Source organism: Nostoc sp. LEGE 12454, from assembly GCF_056620565.1.
In genome coordinates this window covers 150,323-167,455 of record NZ_JBWQXL010000003.1, presented here as the reverse complement: position 1 = coordinate 167,455, position 17,133 = coordinate 150,323, and the positions used below count along the sequence as shown (strand labels likewise).

The window sequence follows — 17,133 nt, the reverse complement described above, 5'->3', positions numbered from 1 at the left end:
TAACTGGGATGGATTTATACCTCAACATTATGATATGAGCAATCTCAATAATTTGTCCTCTGTAGTTGCCTACATCACTGATAAATTGGCGATACCTTTCCTGTGGAACCTGACGCTAAAAGTTCTAGAAAAGTCGGGAAAGTATAAATCGAGCCGATATTAAGACTACTAACCCCAGTAACAAGGGTCAATGAGCATCATTCGTCAAGATAAATGATACACTCCACTAGAGGCGAAACTGATGTTACAAAATTAAACTCACTGCAAAATATCGCTTCAAAGAAAGCATCTGTAACATCGAAATAATTAGTATTTTTTAAAATCAAGTCAATTATTAGAGCAGTATCCAAGCCTAAAGTTTGCCCTATAACTGCACTAGTGATTGCCATCAGGGATGCTCTAACTCAGGAGCAAAATGATAGATTTGCTTTTGGATACCCTGATTTTAAATAAATATGAGACTATAGAAACATTAAGGCAGTCAGAAAAACGTGAGTCAGCAAGACAAACTCTTAGACAAAATTCTCTCTGGGACTTCTGATACAGATATCCCCTTCGCCCAACTGTGGCAACTTTTATATACACTAGGCTTTGAAGAACGGATTCGTGGCGATCATCGTATTTTTGTCAAAGCCGATGTTGAGGAGATATTGAACCTGCAACATAAAAGAGGAAAAGCCAAAAGCTATCAAATTAAACAAGTTCGGGCAGTGATTCTCAAATATAAGCTAGGAAGTAAAAATGATGTTTCGGTATGAAATTATTCTTTACTGGAGTGAATTAGATCGAGCCTTTATTGCTGAAGTCCCAGAGTTATCAGGCTGTGCTGCTGACGGCGATACTTATCAAGAAGCCCTGCATAATGTAGAATTAGTTGTGCAGGAATGGATAGAAACTGCTAAAGATTTGGGGCGTCCAGTTCCTGAACCTAGACCGCGTTTGATGTATATTTAATTGATACACAAGCTAATTAAAGCTGATTTTTTAGCTCATCAAAAATATTTGATATCCTCTTGATACGAATCAGAAAAATTTTCCTTATAGCGCTTCTCATTTGTATGCAATATACCTGATCTCACTTCCATTCCTCTCTCCTTTTAGGAGAGAGGCTTTGAATCTTAACTCTCCAAGCTATGCAGTTTAAGGTTTGTGACACTAACTCAAGCGTATTGAGTAATATCCAATTTGCTGTAGACTCACTGTTTTGGAGATCGCAGAGCAAGTCTAATTGAAAAGCTTAGTTACTGGCAACCTTACAAATCACCATAATATGTGATTTGTATTTGTTAGTAGTATAGTGAATAAGTTGTAGTCCAGAACGTTCTAGTTCTTGCAATAGTTTAGGTATTTCATACTTGTGATGCCGCCAAATAGTAATCTCTTCACCTTTAGAGAATTCAATATTTTTATCTATACCCATCCAACTAAAATTTATAGTGTAATCATGACGTAGTTTCAAATTAGCAACAATACTATCTGTTTTTAAATCGTATTTTCTCACTAGTTCGCAATCTTCAGATTTAATTCCAATCTTCTTTTTAATCCATCCATATACTTCTTCTACATGATACTTGCAGCCACCTCTAACTATTCCATCCCATGTAGAGTTAGAACCAGTTTCGTTCGTAAATACTAAAAGATCGTGTTTTCCCATGCTATCTCTAAAGTTTTTGAACACCTCATCTCTATTTTGATGATTTCCAATGGTAACTCCTAAGTGTAAAAATATTTTTGCTGTGTCGTCAATTTCAAGGCTAGCTTGATTTTGGAATAAAATTTTAGGTACACAACTACTTTCTATGTCAATTGTGGAACTGATAAACTCGACTAGTGGAAACCATTTTCTAAAATTGCTTTTGGAGACATGAAGCAATTCTTCACTAATGTCTAAAGCAATATATTTATTAATTTTTTCTAATTTGTTTAGTCTGTGAATAAAGTTTTTAACTGGATAGGAATTACCAGCACCAACGTCTATAATATTTACTCCTTCACCAAATTTTATACGAGCGTTCAGGTATTTGAAATTATCTTTTAAAAGGTCAATTTCTACATTTGCTCTTCCATACCATCTAGGAATAGCATATTTCAAATAAAAATCGTTCCAAATTTTTGCACCTCTTCCTTTATAAGAATACTTTAGAGGAATTTCTCGTCTGACTTCTAATGCATGAATTATCCCTAAAACTTCTTCTTCAGAAAAAAGAGAGTAGAACTCAGAACTTGGCTTTGCTGTGCGACTGATAGCAGGTGAAATATCTAAGGGAAGTTGGGAATTGCTATGAAAGTTTTGAGCCATTATTCTTGTTTTTTGGTTTTCTTCGGTATTGAAATTGATTAGCCGCAATGCTTGCTAGAAATGTATTCTCCCATGCCACTGTCCCAAAACCTGGAATCTTCATCACAAAGAACAGGGCTGTTTTCTATATCACATTCCCCACTCTCAAAGAATAAATTGGTTTTTTACAATCAAAATACGAGATAATTTTCCAATGATACAGGGATGAATTGCAGTGGTTCAGCAACCAGAACTCCAGGAAACTTCGTCGATCAAGTCAACCCAGCGTGTGCTTAAGAGTTTAAGTACTTACCGATGGACTTCGCTTGGAGCATTGGTCAGCCTGTTGCTGTTGACGATCGCTAACGCTGTAACCCCACAACTATTTCGGTGGGGAATTGATCGAGGCATCATGCAAAAAAACCTCCAAGTTGTGCTATATAGCGCCGCCTGGATGGTAGTCGCAGCGATCGCTCGTGGTGTATTTAATTTTGGACAAAGCTATCTAGCAGAAGCAGCGTCTCAGGGTGTTGCTTATGACCTGCGAAACAAAATTTTCAGCAAAATTCAAAATCTCAGTTTCAGCTTTCATGACCAGGCGCAGACTTCCCAACTATTAACCCGTGTCACCAGCGATATTGAGCAGATTCGTACCTTTGTTGGCACTAGCTTAATTCAAGTCGTCGGTTCACTTGTGACATTGGTGAGTATTTCGGTAGTTTTGCTAGTGATGAACTGGCAACTAGCATTGATTACGCTAACGGCAGTGCCCATAGCCGCATGGTTGATGGCACAATTCGTTACTCGCAATAACAAACTTTTTCGGCAAGTACAAGAGCAACTAAGCGACCTCAATGCTGTATTGCAAGAGAATTTGCTAGGAATACGGGTGGTGAAAGCGTTTGTGCGGGAGTCAACCGAAAGGTCGCGTTACACGACTCTAAATGATGGTCTAGTCAGGGCAAACATGAAGACCATTAGCGCCATCCACAATACCTTCCCATTCATTTTTTTGGTGAGTAATTTGGTAACACTGGCAGTTTTCGCCTATGGGGGAGCGCAGGTGATTGGGCGCAGATTTTCCATTGGCGAACTGGTGGCGTTTAACTCCTACCTAGCGTTGATTCTCCAACCGATTTTGTTAATTGGATTTGCCGCACCCGCCATCTCTCAAGCTGCGGCTTCCGCCGAACGTGTCTATGAAGTTGTAGATGCAGAAGTAGAAATTCGCGATCGCCCCGGTGCTGTCCCCTTTGACACCTGTGGAGGTAGAATTACCTTTGAAAATGTTTCCTTTCGCTATCCAGGAGCGACAACCGAAACTCTCAAAGAAGTTTCCTTTGAAACCAAGCCCAACGAGCTAATCGCCGTTCTCGGCATGACTGGTTCGGGAAAAAGCACAATTATGAACCTGATTCCCCGCTTTTACGATGCCACAAATGGGGCAGTTCGGATTGACGGACGAGATGTCACAAGTTTCACACTCAAAAGCCTCAGATCGCGTATTGGGATTGTATTTCAAGAAACCACCCTCTTCTCTGGCACAATCCGCGAAAATATTGCCTACGCCAAACCCGATGCCACCTTAGAGCAGGTGATTGAGGTTGCAAAAACTGCCCAAATGCACGATTTTATTATCAGTCTGCCCGATGGTTACGAGACGATTGTGGGTGAACGAGGCGTGGGCTTATCTGGTGGACAAAAACAACGAATTGCGATCGCTCGTACTTTACTAACCGATTACAGCATTCTGATTTTGGACGATAGTACCTCGGCTGTGGATGCCAAAACTGCTGCCCAAATTCAAGCCGAACTAGATGGCTTAATGCGCCAGAAAGCTTGTACAACCTTTGTAGTAGCTCAACGCATTAGCACCGTCCAAAATGCCGATCGCATTTTTCTCATGGATAAAGGACGATTGGTAGCACAAGGGACTCACGAGGAATTGATGCAAACCAGCCCCCTCTACGGTGTGATTTTGGAATCTCAGGTAAAACCAAAAGAGAAAAAATGATCTCCAATTAGCATAATTAATTTTGCTCACAGCCTTGTAATAAAGACTTTTAATCCCAAATCTAAAATCCCAAATTTTTATGAGAGGCACTATTCCCGTTGTTGCATCTGAGCAAACGAGTCAGCAACCTTCCACCCTGCGGCGCTTTTTGCAATACGTGCTACTCTATCGCAAAGAAATTCCCATCGCCCTGACATTAGTATTAATTGGTGCCATAACTCAGGCAGTTGGGCCATTCTTTCTCGGCTGGTCAATCGATCGTCTGATTGCACAAGGGAATTTGCAAGGACTGCTGATGTTGTTAGGGCTACTAGGGCTGAACTATGGACTTGGTGTCTTAGCAATTCGAGGTCAAATTATTCGAGTCGGCTGGATTATGCAGCGATTGCTGGCTCAATTAAGGCAAGACATTTTCATTAAAATCCAAAGTTTACCACTCAGCTTTTTCGATCGCAGCGAAGCAGGCGATTTAATGAGTCGCTTACTGAATGATGTCAATACTGTGAATCAAGCATTTGGACTGACGGTCGCTCAAATGCTGGGCAACACTTTCAGTTTAATTGGCATCGTGATTGCGATGCTCTCAATCAACCTGCAACTTGGTTTGTTGAGCAATCTAGTTGTACCACTGATGATTTTTACCACAAGCTTATTTGCACGTTGGGCAAGAGTCAGATTTCGCGTTACGCGACAAACCATTGGGGAACTTTCCGCCAAGTTAGAAGAAGATATTGGCAGCGTGCGAGAAGCGCAGGCATTTAATCGCGTACAGATGAATATCGCAGAATTCGATGTTCTTAACGCCGCCAATAGAGATGCCAACGTTGAAGCTGTGGCAATTACTTCAGCCTTTTTGCCCTCCATCGATTTTCTCAACACACTAGCAACCGCAGGTGTGCTGGCATACGGCGGCTATCTGGCCGTAACAGGAGCTGCAACAGTGGGTGTGGTGACATCCTTTTTACTTTACGTCCAGCAATTCTTCCGCCCGATCCAAATTCTCAGCCAGTTTTACACCCAAGCTCAATCTGCCTTCGCCGGATTAGAGCGAATCTTTCTATTATTAGATGAACCATCAGAACTCAAAGATGCACCCGATGCCACAGAAATGCCGCCTATTCAAGGTGAAGTGACATTCGAGAATGTGAAGTTTGGCTATAACCCAGATCGACTAGTTCTCAAAGGAGTGAATTTGCACGCCTATCCAGGGCAGATGGTTGCGTTAGTAGGGCCGACCGGTTCGGGAAAAAGTACAATTATTAACTTGATTTTGCGCTTCTATGATGTATCTGGCGGTGCAGTGAAAATTGATGATATTGATGTGCGTAGCGTGACTCAAGCAAGTCTGCGCCGTCAAATAGGCATCGTCCTGCAAGACAATATTTTGTTTAGCGGCACCGTCGCCGAAAACATTGCTTTTGGCGCTCCTTACACCACCCAAGCTGATATCGAAGCGGCTGCACAACTAGCAAATGTGCATGAGTTCATTACCTCACTACCACAGGGCTATACAACTCAATTAGGCGAACGGGGAGCGCCTTTGAGTCAAGGACAGCGACAACTAATCAGTATTGCTCGTGCGATATTAATTAATCCCCGAATTCTGATTCTGGATGAAGCCACCAGTAGCATCGATACCCGCACAGAAGCGCTAGTGCAAAGTGCGATCGCCCGATTACTCCAAGGTCGTACTAGTTTCGTAATTGCCCATCGTCTCAGTACAGTTACTCAAGCAGATCGGGTTTTAGTAATTCAGCAGGGAGAAATTGTAGAACAGGGTACTCACGCCGAACTCGTCAATCAGCGGGGTGTTTATGCCAACCTTTATGCTCTCCAACTGGGTGCAGCAGACACAATGGTTCTTCAAAACGAAAAGTAAAATATATAGATACATAGCTCAAATTTACTAATTGCCAGCAAAAAAAATGAAGCTACCTAACCTCGATTCACAAACCATCGATCGCATCATTGAAATGGCATGGGAAGATAGAACATCTTTTGATGCCATTGAGGCTCAGTTTGGGCTACTGGAAAAAGAGGTAATCGCCCTAATGAGGCGCGAAATGAAGGAATCTAGTTTCAAGATGTGGCGAGAGCGAGTTACCAAACGCAATACAAAGCATTTATCTCAGCGAGAATTTATTGCAGGTCGGTTTAAATCGCATAATCAAAAAACGTAAATAATTGGGTAAACGTAGGCGTAGCCCTTCTCTACGAGAGGCTGCGCCAACGGCTGCGCTCAGGAACCACCCATCGTAGACATAGCTCTTTTGTGATATAAACCAACAAAGGCTAAAATGCTGTAGAAAGAATAAGCCTGCGTTTGCTTGCACTCGTTGAGTGAAAACTACCAAATTTACAAACACAATGACGAAAGTTACACTCTACATTGCAGCTAGTTTGGATGGCTACATTGCTCGCAGCGATGGCGGAATTGAGTGGCTATCAATCCTTGATGCAGAAGGTGAAGACTACGGTTACACTGATTTTTACGAATCAATTGATGCGATCGTCTTAGGTAGCAAGACGTATGAAGTAGGGCTGGGTTTTGATCGATGGCCTTACCCAGAAAAAAAATCCTTCGTATTCACCCAACGTCATCTCCAATCCGATCGTGAGGACGTTGTGTTTGTTTCTGACCCAGTAAAACAGGCGTTAGCTAATATAGAGGCTCAAGGTTTTAAAAATATTTGGCTAGTTGGTGGCGGAAAATTAATCAATTCGTTTCTTCAGAACAGCTTGATTGACGAATATATCATTTCAACTATTCCAACTATCTTAGGTAGCGGTATATATCTTTTCCCACCATCTAACCATGAAGAAAAATTGGAGCTGATTAACTCACAACAATATCCAAGTGGTTTACTTCAAGCACATTATAGGCGAAAAGTAAATGGTTAAAATAATTCGTAATCCTTAATGATGCTATCTACGAATTACGAATTACGAATTACGAATTATCTAAAGAAGCTTCTGAACAGCGTTGCTAAAGTCTTCGTAAGGAGAAACTCCTACAATGGTTTCTGCTAAAATACCATCTTTGAAAATTAAAACTGCTGGAATACTGCGAAGACCGAATTTTTTGAAAATGGGCTTATTCCTGTCAACATCTACCTTAACAACTTTAGCGCGACCTTTATATTCTTCGGCAAGTTGCTCCATTAACGGACTGACTAGGCGACAGGGACCACACCAAGTAGCAGTAAAATCAACAACAACAACTTTCTCTTCACTTCCATTTAAAACAACATCAAATTCACTTTCTTCAACGTAAGTAACTATGTCAGTATCAGTAGACATTTTTTAATTCCTTAGTGTCAAACTAAAATTTCAGCAAAAAGCTAACTATACAAACTATACTCCCTTCTGAGTGTCAGATTCATTAGTTACCTACATTCATTGGAAAACTCCCGCAGATGATTTTTGCTGACAGAGTATATTTAACTACTTAAAATTTTTGTACGTAGGGTGCGATCGCATAACACACCCTACCAACCAACCTAATTCAAAAACCCATACCTTCAAGGCGTAGAAGCGTCAATAGTCATCCTGCTGGCCAAACAGTTCTAACAACCCAATTGTGCCGACAAAAAAAGTATAAGTCGCATATTTTATTGGCATCTTTTGTCTGGAAGGTGCATAAAAAGCTGCTATAATGCTCTCAATAAAATGGCTGATCATGGCAAAACGCTCAATCCAAAAAATTGGATTAAGGCTGCTTGGTACGTGAATGTTACTTATTACTGCATAAATATTGCACGATTCCAATCCAATTGCGCTTGTTATAAGCAGTGTAGATATAATTTTTACAAAGATATAAATCTTTTTCTTGATAAACTTTGAGTCCATACTGTTCACAACAATAATATTTAACATATCTACAAAACTTACAAAATTAACAGACAAGTTAATGTGTGTTATCTAAAAATTTTCCCTAAGTCAACCAATTTTATCTCATGATTCCCATTGTTGTAAAAGCCTACAAAATTATAGATATGGTACAGAGTTAAATTAGCACGGCTAGCTACACGCCCTCATGAGTATCTTGTATAGAAACCTCTATATTAGGAACTTACCAAAAATAAATTATCCCAAATTATTTGTACATTTGTATTAGGGGCGCACATCTGGGCATCCCTAAGATGAGATATTTTTTAACTGGAAGTACCTGAAGTCAATCTTCCCAAAATTTTGAGAAGAGAACAGGCTAAAAACTATGAACGATCGAGATTAAATCACCAGATATTTAAAAAATGACAAAAGTGTGGAATAATACATAAGTGGAAAATTTAATTGCACTCCATAGATTGATAATAAATGTAAAGCTATGATTGCTCAACATTACAACTCAATTCATGTTGAAAATGACTTGCTTAAACAAATCAAAATTAAAGAAAATCAGCTAAAAATTGCCCAAGAGTCTGAGATGCTTCATGTAGCAGAAGAATTACAAAGTCAATTATTAAAGCTACAGTCTCAATTATCAGAGCCGCAAGAGCAAGACGTTGAAATTCAAGCGTTGATGAGTTTGCTAGACGAATAAGATTGTAAAATTTTGCAACATAATTTATTAAAAATACAAAACCTCGGTTGCCCAAAATCAAAGCATAATGATTGTGATGCCTGGGTATATAGCTTATGTGCTACAGTTCAAGAATTAACAGCACAAGCAGGAGCCATAGAAGAGTGATGATTCTTACTTAGATAAGAAATTGGGGTTTTTGTTGAGTATGGGGTTTTTTGCTTTGCGGTACTGAATCAATCTTAAGAATAGGTTTAATTGGACGCTGTTGTCTTTGATTAAGAATTTGAATTTCTCTCTCAATTGAATTTTTTCCTTGTCTAAAAAATTCTTGAGAATTATATGGAACCAAGTCACGGGATAAATGTTGAGCTTGTCTTGGAGTCAAACTAGGAATAGCTAGTTCAGCATTGGCAGAAGTCTGTACAGCCAGTAAAAAAGCTGTTGAAAGCACCAAAGGTTTTATTTTTATACATCCGGTAAATATTAGGTTTAACATAGTTGATAGATCGGTTGCGTGAAGACAGTTTCCAACCATATTAGTGTTGGTCTGATTATAAATAAAGTACACTTATTCCCTTGCTAATTACCTCCTACAAATGGATGAATTAATCAGCTAAAGTATTAGTACAGTACAGCGAAAATACAGGAACTGGTTAAAGTTAGACAACCCTTCCGCTACTTGAAATTTTGATGGATGTTGAAAGCAAGAGAATTGTACTATTCAGTCGCTAATGGTATTTTCGCCTTTTGAAACACCTGCTCAACAGTAAATTGCAGTCCTTCAAACAAAGAATCTGTGAGTAGTTCTTCTCCCATATAAGTTTGTGGTGCTGCATCTGGATAAAAAACAGTAATGCTTCTGGCTTTACTATCTAATACCCACACCCGCAGCACGTTAGCATCCAAATAGTCTTTGGCTTTAGCCGCCATTTGTCCAAAGGTTTGCCCTGGTGAAATAATCTCAATCACCAAATCAGGAGGAACAGGACAAGCTTCGTTTTCATCCCAGTTAGCGGGTAAACGCTCATAAGAAATGTATAAAATATCTGGAATTGGCATCCAATCTCGTCCCCGACGCGTTAATGCAACAGCCCATTCCGGGCAAACTTCTCCTTTCCCCTCACACGATTTTTCAATCAAATTGAGAAGAACGCGGGTAAGTTTCGCGTGAAAAAATTTTGGTGACATCTTAGGAATTGCTTGACCATCAACAAGTTCGTAGGTGATATCTCCCTCGCCTGGTGGAAGATTCAAGAACTCTTGCAAAGTTAATTGATTTTTGGCTTGGAGTATCATGGCTCATTAATTCGTAATTGAAGGACAGAGCAACTAACTTTTATTCTGACTCCTGAATTCTTCTTCAAATTGTTCACATTCCCCGCAACACTTGCCGAATAATATCTGATGGCACTTCATCGGTAATTGTTACTACACCAATCTCTGTTGGTAAAACAAACCGAACTTTCCCGGCTCGGACTTTCTTATCTAATTGCAACGCCTCAATAATTGCTTCAATATCTACCCCATCTGGTAACTGAGTCGGTAAACCCGCTTTTTGAATTAAAGCATTTTGACGTTCTGTGTCTTCCTTTTGCCACAATCCTAAATCCATAGCAATTTGACCGGCTGCTACCATACCAATAGCCACCGCTTCACCATGATTTACTAGACGATAACCAGTCAAGCTTTCCACTGTATGACCGATGGTGTGTCCATAGTTGAGAATTGCGCGTAATCCGCCTTCTTTCTCATCTTTGCCAACAACATCAGCTTTTGCTTGACATGAGCGCGTTAATATAGATGTTATTAAGTCAGGTTTTACATAGCGGAGTTGGTCGAGGCGTTTACTTGCTTCTAACTGGGCAAACAATTCGGCATCCCAAATCACACCGTACTTAATAACTTCTGCCATTCCTGCCCGAAACTCACGCATAGGTAAAGTTTTTAACACATCTGGGTCAATCAAAACCAAACGCGGTTGATGGAATGCCCCAATTAAGTTTTTACCGTGGGGATGATTCACGCCAGTTTTGCCACCAATTGCCGAATCTACCATCGCCAACAAAGAGGTAGGTACTTGGATAACATTAATACCACGTAGCCAAGTTGCGGCTGCAAAGCCTGTCATATCGCCAATTACACCTCCGCCCAAAGCCACCATCGTAGAAGAACGTTCTAGGCGGTTTTCCAAGGCTACATCGTAGAGTTTTTGGATGGAATTGAGGGTTTTGTAGCGTTCACCAGGTGGTAGAGTGCAGCTAGCAACTTCAAAACCAGCAGATTTTAGAGATGTGATTGCTCTTTCGCCAAAATGCTTAAAAATCGTCGGATTAGAAACTAGCATTACCTTCTTGCCCAGCTTGAGACTGGCCATCTGTTGACCCAGTTGATCTAAACTCGAAGGTGCGATCGCAATCTCATAAGACTGCTCTGGTAAATTTACATTAATTACAGAAGTCATTGCCCAACCCCAACAAGCGCTCGTGGGCTGTATTGTACCGCAATCTAGGAAATCGGGAGTAGGGAATCTCACTCAGCACAGGCTAAACGCCCCGCTTCCGCTAACGGAACTGTTTTACCCTATGCCCAATACCCAACAACTAATGATTCAATAGATTTAGGAAGTATTCTGGAGAGCAATAAATGTTTGCAATTGTATCTTATGTCGTCTTCTTGGGTTTATTCTTTGGCTTATCTGTAGGTTTGCTGTTCGGTCTGCGGACTGCCAAAATAATTTAATCGAGGTATATTCAACCCAAGACTCTTGTGGGGCAGGTATCTTACCTGTCCTCGATTTATCAATATCCTATAAAACCTTTACTTTTTCACTAAGTCTACGTCAGCGGACTTAGTAAAAGTGCTGTAGGCTTTAGTCTGTCGGTACTTACTCTCTGATGTTGACAAGAAGTTAATTGTTTTTTCCTAAAGTATTGTTACCGCATCGTGATATGATTCAGCTGACTGAATGTGCAGTCATCATATTTAACTGTACTGGTTTCAAGTCCCGTGAGCTTGTCTGACGAATCAATTGCGCCCACTCCGACAACGCAACAAGATGCTAAAACTGGTTCTGGAGAGACAGAATCAGGTAACTCCATGCAAGAGTTCCATGAACTCTTCCAGCGATTGTTGGTAATCACGCTTGTCTTGACGGGGGTTATTTTTATCTCTGTGTGGATTTTTTATTCCTTAAGCATTGCCCTAAATTATTTAATTGGGGCGTGTACAGGTGTGGTTTACTTAAAAATGTTGGCTAGAGATGTTGAGCAGCTTGGTAGTGAGAAAACCAGTTTGAGCAAAACTCGTTTTGCTCTATTTATTGGAGTCATGATCGTAGCAACTCAATGGCGTGAGCTACAGATTCTGCCCATTTTTTTGGGGTTTCTAACTTACAAAGCCACGCTCCTCGTCTATATGGTGCAAATTGCGTTCATTTCTGATTCTTAAAAAGTCAGGCTCACAAAGATAGTAATCCCATCCTCGCTCGTTGGGGAAAATGCTTGAAGAATGCAAATGCTTAGTGTCTTAAACGCCTTTAATTCTTTTCCCCTCGCCGCATTAGAAGTAGGTCATCATTTCTACTGGCAGTTGGGCAATCTTAAAATTCATGGGCAAGTTTTTCTCACCTCATGGTTTGTGATTAGTATTTTAGTAGTGGCTTCAATCGCAGCTACTCGAAACGCACAAAGAATTCCCAAGGGCATCCAGAATTTGATGGAATATGCCCTAGAATTTATTCGCGATCTGGCAAAAAACCAACTTGGTGAGAAAGAGTACCGCCCTTGGGTGCCATTTATTGGCACATTGTTCTTGTTTATTTTCGTATCGAACTGGTCAGGCGCACTAATTCCCTGGAAGCTCATCAAGCTACCTTCGGGCGAATTGGCAGCTCCCACCAATGACATCAATACGACTGTTGCATTGGCATTGCTGACCTCTTTAGCGTACTTTTACGCAGGTTTTAGCAAACGGGGTTTAGGCTACTTTAAGAAATATATAGAGCCAACACCTGTTTTGTTGCCGATCGCAATTCTTGAAGATTTCACCAAGCCCCTCTCCCTAAGCTTCCGGCTATTTGGTAATATTTTGGCGGATGAATTGGTAGTCGCGGTGTTGGTGCTGCTAGTTCCTCTATTTGTACCTCTGCCTGTAATGGCCTTGGGTTTATTTACCAGCGCCATTCAAGCTCTGGTTTTCGCCACCCTAGCCGGAGCATACATTCATGAGGCAATGGAGGGACATGGCGGAGATGAACATGAGGAGCATTAAACTTCTCAGTTGATAGCACAGTTCCAAGAGCATATTCGCTCAAAACATCGCAAAGCGCGATCGATCAAAGAACTCATGTGCAGCGTGAAAACCACGTTTCTAATCGTTAACGTAATGTCTGTTAGTTTTGTAATCAAAGCAAGGAAAATCAACATGGATCCATTAGTTCAGGCTGCTTCAGTTCTCGCTGCTGCTTTAGCGATTGGTTTAGCTGCAATTGGCCCCGGTATTGGTCAAGGAAACGCTGCTGGACAAGCAGTAGAAGGTATTGCTCGTCAACCTGAAGCAGAAGGAAAAATTCGCGGTACTCTGCTATTAACCTTGGCATTCATGGAATCCTTGACTATCTATGGTCTAGTAATTGCCCTGGTATTGCTGTTTGCTAATCCTTTCGGCTAATACCTGAAATTTTTGCGAGTGTGGAGACGTGAACCATCACGCCTCTACAATCAAAACGTTTCGGGTATTTCAATAGTTATAATGTTCAGTTGACCCTTGTTGGCTATGGGTCTCTAAAAAATGAAAGGTTGGATGATGTTGCTAGCCATGAAAACTGCTACTCCAGCCAAAGAGGAGACAAATGTTTGATTTCGATGCTACCTTGCCCTTCATGGCATTGCAATTCCTGCTATTGGCAGCTTTGTTGAATGCAATTTTCTATAAGCCACTGACCAAGGTACTAGACGATCGCGATAATTATATCCGAACGAATACCCTTGAGGCGAAAGAGAGCTTGGCTAAAGCCGAGCGCTTGGCTACCGAATATGAGCAACAACTCGCAGACGCTCGCAGACAATCGCAAGCTACTGTAGAAGCCGCTCAACTTGAAGCTAAGAAAATTACTGCTGAAAAAATTGCTGAAGCCCAAAAGGAAGCTCAGTCTCAACGAGAACAAGCTTCTGTTGAAATAGAGCAACAAAAACAACAAGCTTTTAGCACCTTAGAGCAACAAGTTGATGCACTAAGTAGGCAGATTCTAGAAAAACTATTGGGGCCAACTCCAGTTAGATAAGCTAACGAGATTGGTTCTGTGTAAAGCATACGCGCAACTGGTTCCTAGTCCAGAGCGCTTAATTAAGTGTCAAAACAAGGCACTTTTTCCCTTCTGGGGAAAAGATACTTAAATTTCCTTTCCTTCGGAAAATACAACGTATTAGCAAGCGAGCAGCGCACTTGTAAATGGGTATCATGGGGACATTCTTATTACTTGCCGCAGAAGCGAACGCTGTTCACTCTGAATTGGCAGAAGGCGCAGCAGAAGGTGGTTTCGGTCTAAACCTAGACATTTTTGAAACCAATCTGATCAATCTAGCGATTCTGGTTGGCATACTATTCTACTTCGGACGTAAAGTTTTAAGCAATATCCTGAACGAGCGACAATCCAATATTGCCACCGCAATTCAGGAAGCAGAAGGGCGCTTAAAAGAGGCAAAAACAGCCCTTTCCCAAGCGCAAGAGCAGTTGAAGCAATCTCAAGCAGAGGCAGAACGCATCCGCCAATCGGCTGTAGAAAACGCCCAAAAGACGAAAGAAGCCTTGTTAGCGAAGGCAGCGCAAGACGTAGAACGCTTGAAACAAACAGCAGCAGCAGATTTAAACAGCGAAACAGAGCGAGCGATCGCTCAACTACGGCAACGAGTTGCTACACTAGCATTGCAAAAAGTTGAATCGCAACTCAAAGGCGGGATTGCCGACGATGCTCAACAAAGTTTAATTGACCGTAGCATCGCACAACTGGGAGGCAATGTATGACAAGTCAGGTAGCGGCAGCCGAAGTAGCCCAACCTTACGCACAGGCACTTTTGTCAATAGCGCAATCGAAAAATTTGACAGAAGAGTTCGGGGAAGATGCGCGTACTTTCCTGGGACTGCTCAGAGCAGACAAACAGCTACACAACTTCTTCAGCAACCCGTTTATTCAGGCTGAGAACAAAAAAGCTCTCATCAAACAAATACTCGGTGAAGGCTCTAACCCCTACTTACGCAACTTTTTGTTGATACTAGTAGACAAACGCCGCATTGCATTCTTGGAACCTATTTTTCAACAATATCTGGCGCTGTTGCGGCAGCTGAATCAAACCGTATTAGCGGAAGTAATTTCAGCCGTTCCCCTCACAGAAGCTCAACAGCAGGCAATTATCCAAAAGGTCATTGCCATCAGTAATGCTCGCCAGGTAGAACTAGAAACCAAGGTAGACAGCGAGTTAATTGGTGGTGTAATCATTAAAGTAGGTTCGCAGGTAATTGATGCCAGTATCCGGGGTCAATTGCGTCGCCTTTCATTGCGCTTAACTAATAGCTAGAAAGTTAGGAGTTAGAGAGACGCGATTAATCGCGTCTGTACAAGAGTTAAAAGTTAGGAGTTAAGTAAATAGTAATTTATTTTGACTTTTAACTTGTAATTTTTGCATTTTTAACTCATCACTCCTAACTCTTAACTCCTAACTAAATTAATTTTCCCGTCTCGAAAGCAAACAAGATAGACACATGAGCATATCAATTAGACCTGACGAAATTAGCAGCATTATCCAACAACAAATCGAGCAATACGATCAAGAGGTCAAAGTTGCTAACGTTGGTACCGTCCTACAAGTAGGTGACGGTATTGCCCGGATTTATGGTCTGGAAAAGGCTATGGCTGGGGAACTCTTAGAATTTGAAGATGGCACAATTGGCATCGCCCAGAACTTAGAAGAAGACAACGTGGGCGCGGTGCTTATGGGTGAAGGGCTAGAAATTCAAGAAGGTAGCTCTGTAACCGCTACTGGTAGAATTGCTCAGATTCCAGTAGGAGAAGCCTTAATTGGACGAGTTGTAGATGCTTTGGGTCGCCCCATCGATGGCAAGGGAGACATCAAATCCTCAGACAGCCGTTTGATTGAATCTCCAGCACCAGGTATCATTGCTCGTCGGTCAGTACACGAACCCATGCAAACGGGTATCACAGCTATTGACTCAATGATTCCCATCGGTCGTGGTCAACGGGAATTGATTATTGGCGACCGTCAAACAGGTAAAACTGCGATCGCGATCGACACAATCATCAACCAAAAAGAAGAAGATGTAATTTGTGTATACGTTGCGATCGGTCAAAAGGCTTCCACCGTAGCTAACGTGGTGCAGACATTGCAAGAAAAAGGCGCAATGGATTACACCATCGTCGTTGCAGCTAGTGCGAGTGAACCAGCAACACTACAATACCTAGCTCCTTACACAGGCGCAACTATTGCTGAGTACTTTATGTACAAAGGCAAAGCTACCCTGGTAATTTATGACGATCTCTCCAAGCAAGCCCAAGCTTATCGCCAAATGTCCCTGTTGCTGCGTCGTCCACCCGGACGCGAAGCTTACCCTGGAGATGTATTCTACATTCACTCCCGCTTGCTAGAAAGAGCAGCAAAGCTGAGTGACGAATTAGGTAAAGGCAGTATGACCGCCCTACCAATCATCGAAACCCAAGCTGGTGACGTTTCAGCATACATCCCCACCAACGTAATTTCTATTACCGATGGTCAGATATTCCTATCTTCTGACTTGTTCAACGCTGGTATCCGTCCGGCTGTGAACCCCGGTATTTCTGTATCCCGCGTGGGTTCTGCGGCGCAAACCAAGGCAATGAAAAAAGTTGCCGGTAAGATTAAATTGGAACTAGCCCAATTTGACGACTTGCAAGCCTTCGCTCAATTTGCTTCTGACTTAGATAAAGCCACTCAAGACCAGTTGGCACGGGGTCAACGGTTGCGCGAACTTCTCAAGCAGCCACAAAATTCGCCACTCTCAGTATACGAGCAAGTGGCAATTCTTTACGCTGGTATTAACGGTTACTTGGATGACGTTCCTGTAGATAAAGTCACAACCTTTACCCAAGGTCTGCGGGAGTCCTTAAAGACTGGTAAGTATGCCGAAGGAGTAAAAGCCTCCAAAGCACTAGGTGATGCAGAAGAAGCTGCCTTGAAAGAAGCACTTACCGAATACAAGAAGACCTTCAAAGCAGCAGCGTAATTAAAGTGAGGAGTGAAGAGTTAAGAGTTAAAAGTTAATGAAATA

General features: G+C 41.6%; 22 protein-coding genes. 15 read left to right on the top strand and 7 right to left on the bottom strand.

What is annotated here, in order from left to right:
* Positions 1-197: 197 nt before the first annotated feature.
* Positions 198-389: a hypothetical protein gene (locus AC1F2U_RS04830; RefSeq protein ID WP_480260071.1), complete on the bottom strand. Its 192-nt coding sequence runs from the start codon at positions 387-389 to the stop codon at positions 198-200.
* Positions 390-491: 102 nt separating this feature from the next.
* Between AC1F2U_RS04830 and AC1F2U_RS04825 the strand changes: the two genes are divergently transcribed.
* Positions 492-758, top strand: a complete 267-nt coding sequence (locus AC1F2U_RS04825) for a toxin HicA (RefSeq protein ID WP_099103576.1) — start codon at positions 492-494, stop codon at positions 756-758.
* A complete protein-coding gene (locus AC1F2U_RS04820; protein ID WP_099103575.1) occupies positions 742-954 on the top strand; it encodes a type II toxin-antitoxin system HicB family antitoxin in 213 nt (70 codons plus the stop codon). The genes AC1F2U_RS04825 and AC1F2U_RS04820 overlap by 17 nt, the downstream gene beginning before the upstream one ends.
* Before the next feature lie 283 nt (positions 955-1,237).
* Here AC1F2U_RS04820 and AC1F2U_RS04815 read toward each other — a convergent pair whose 3' ends face one another.
* Entirely contained in the window at positions 1,238-2,299 is a 1,062-nt protein-coding gene (locus AC1F2U_RS04815) for an L-histidine N(alpha)-methyltransferase (RefSeq protein ID WP_480260070.1), read from the bottom strand.
* A 214-nt stretch (positions 2,300-2,513) separates the two neighbouring features.
* On the opposite strand from AC1F2U_RS04815, the gene AC1F2U_RS04810 reads away from it, so the two are divergent.
* The 4 genes from AC1F2U_RS04810 (at position 2,514) to AC1F2U_RS04795 (ending at position 7,193) form a co-directional block, all read left to right on the top strand.
* Positions 2,514-4,292: an ABC transporter ATP-binding protein gene (locus AC1F2U_RS04810; protein ID WP_334898548.1), complete on the top strand. Its 1,779-nt coding sequence runs from the start codon at positions 2,514-2,516 to the stop codon at positions 4,290-4,292.
* A gap of 79 nt (positions 4,293-4,371) precedes the next feature.
* On the top strand, positions 4,372-6,171 hold the full coding sequence (locus AC1F2U_RS04805; RefSeq protein WP_334839340.1) for an ABC transporter ATP-binding protein: 1,800 nt from the start codon (positions 4,372-4,374) through the stop codon (positions 6,169-6,171).
* Between the two features lie 46 nt (positions 6,172-6,217).
* Positions 6,218-6,472, top strand: a complete 255-nt coding sequence (locus tag AC1F2U_RS04800) for a TIGR03643 family protein (protein WP_322715105.1) — start codon at positions 6,218-6,220, stop codon at positions 6,470-6,472.
* 187 nt (positions 6,473-6,659) lie between these two features.
* A complete protein-coding gene (locus AC1F2U_RS04795; RefSeq protein ID WP_480260069.1) occupies positions 6,660-7,193 on the top strand; it encodes a dihydrofolate reductase family protein in 534 nt (177 codons plus the stop codon).
* Positions 7,194-7,253: 60 nt separating this feature from the next.
* Here AC1F2U_RS04795 and trxA read toward each other — a convergent pair whose 3' ends face one another.
* On the bottom strand, positions 7,254-7,592 hold the full coding sequence (gene trxA, locus AC1F2U_RS04790) for a thioredoxin (protein WP_480260068.1): 339 nt from the start codon (positions 7,590-7,592) through the stop codon (positions 7,254-7,256).
* Positions 7,593-7,829: 237 nt separating this feature from the next.
* The gene (locus AC1F2U_RS04785; protein WP_480260180.1) at positions 7,830-8,141 is read right to left on the bottom strand and encodes a hypothetical protein; all 312 of its coding nucleotides are present in this window, start codon (positions 8,139-8,141) and stop codon (positions 7,830-7,832) included.
* Between the two features lie 478 nt (positions 8,142-8,619).
* On the opposite strand from AC1F2U_RS04785, the gene AC1F2U_RS04780 reads away from it, so the two are divergent.
* Positions 8,620-8,835 (top strand): hypothetical protein, encoded by a 216-nt coding sequence (locus tag AC1F2U_RS04780; RefSeq protein ID WP_099101757.1) that lies wholly within the window; start codon positions 8,620-8,622, stop codon positions 8,833-8,835.
* Positions 8,836-8,992: 157 nt separating this feature from the next.
* Here AC1F2U_RS04780 and AC1F2U_RS04775 read toward each other — a convergent pair whose 3' ends face one another.
* From AC1F2U_RS04775 to aroB, 3 genes are all read right to left on the bottom strand, one after another.
* Positions 8,993-9,313 carry a hypothetical protein gene (locus AC1F2U_RS04775; RefSeq protein ID WP_480260067.1) on the bottom strand — a complete coding sequence of 107 codons (321 nt, stop codon included), beginning with the start codon at positions 9,311-9,313 and terminating at the stop codon, positions 8,993-8,995.
* 221 nt (positions 9,314-9,534) lie between these two features.
* Positions 9,535-10,113: a Uma2 family endonuclease gene (locus AC1F2U_RS04770; protein ID WP_480260066.1), complete on the bottom strand. Its 579-nt coding sequence runs from the start codon at positions 10,111-10,113 to the stop codon at positions 9,535-9,537.
* A 73-nt stretch (positions 10,114-10,186) separates the two neighbouring features.
* Positions 10,187-11,278, bottom strand: a complete 1,092-nt coding sequence (gene aroB, locus AC1F2U_RS04765) for a 3-dehydroquinate synthase (RefSeq protein ID WP_480260065.1) — start codon at positions 11,276-11,278, stop codon at positions 10,187-10,189.
* A gap of 182 nt (positions 11,279-11,460) precedes the next feature.
* Here aroB and petL point away from each other — a divergent pair, with 182 nt between their 5' ends.
* The 8 genes from petL (at position 11,461) to atpA (ending at position 17,088) form a co-directional block, all read left to right on the top strand.
* Positions 11,461-11,556 (top strand): cytochrome b6-f complex subunit PetL, encoded by a 96-nt coding sequence (gene petL / locus AC1F2U_RS04760; protein ID WP_084227316.1) that lies wholly within the window; start codon positions 11,461-11,463, stop codon positions 11,554-11,556.
* Between the two features lie 267 nt (positions 11,557-11,823).
* A complete protein-coding gene (locus tag AC1F2U_RS04755) occupies positions 11,824-12,264 on the top strand; it encodes an ATP synthase subunit I (protein ID WP_480260064.1) in 441 nt (146 codons plus the stop codon).
* 60 nt (positions 12,265-12,324) lie between these two features.
* A complete protein-coding gene (gene atpB, locus AC1F2U_RS04750) occupies positions 12,325-13,086 on the top strand; it encodes a F0F1 ATP synthase subunit A (protein ID WP_229493374.1) in 762 nt (253 codons plus the stop codon).
* Between the two features lie 153 nt (positions 13,087-13,239).
* On the top strand, positions 13,240-13,485 hold the full coding sequence (gene atpE, locus AC1F2U_RS04745; RefSeq protein ID WP_012411162.1) for an ATP synthase F0 subunit C: 246 nt from the start codon (positions 13,240-13,242) through the stop codon (positions 13,483-13,485).
* Between the two features lie 181 nt (positions 13,486-13,666).
* The gene (locus AC1F2U_RS04740) at positions 13,667-14,098 is read left to right on the top strand and encodes a F0F1 ATP synthase subunit B' (protein ID WP_480260063.1); all 432 of its coding nucleotides are present in this window, start codon (positions 13,667-13,669) and stop codon (positions 14,096-14,098) included.
* Between the two features lie 167 nt (positions 14,099-14,265).
* Positions 14,266-14,838, top strand: a complete 573-nt coding sequence (locus AC1F2U_RS04735; protein ID WP_480260062.1) for a F0F1 ATP synthase subunit B — start codon at positions 14,266-14,268, stop codon at positions 14,836-14,838.
* On the top strand, positions 14,835-15,389 hold the full coding sequence (gene atpH, locus AC1F2U_RS04730) for an ATP synthase F1 subunit delta (RefSeq protein ID WP_480260061.1): 555 nt from the start codon (positions 14,835-14,837) through the stop codon (positions 15,387-15,389). Before AC1F2U_RS04735 ends, atpH begins: the two co-directional genes overlap by 4 nt.
* Before the next feature lie 184 nt (positions 15,390-15,573).
* Positions 15,574-17,088 (top strand): F0F1 ATP synthase subunit alpha, encoded by a 1,515-nt coding sequence (atpA, locus tag AC1F2U_RS04725; RefSeq protein ID WP_480260060.1) that lies wholly within the window; start codon positions 15,574-15,576, stop codon positions 17,086-17,088.
* The last annotated feature ends 45 nt before the right edge of the window (positions 17,089-17,133 follow it).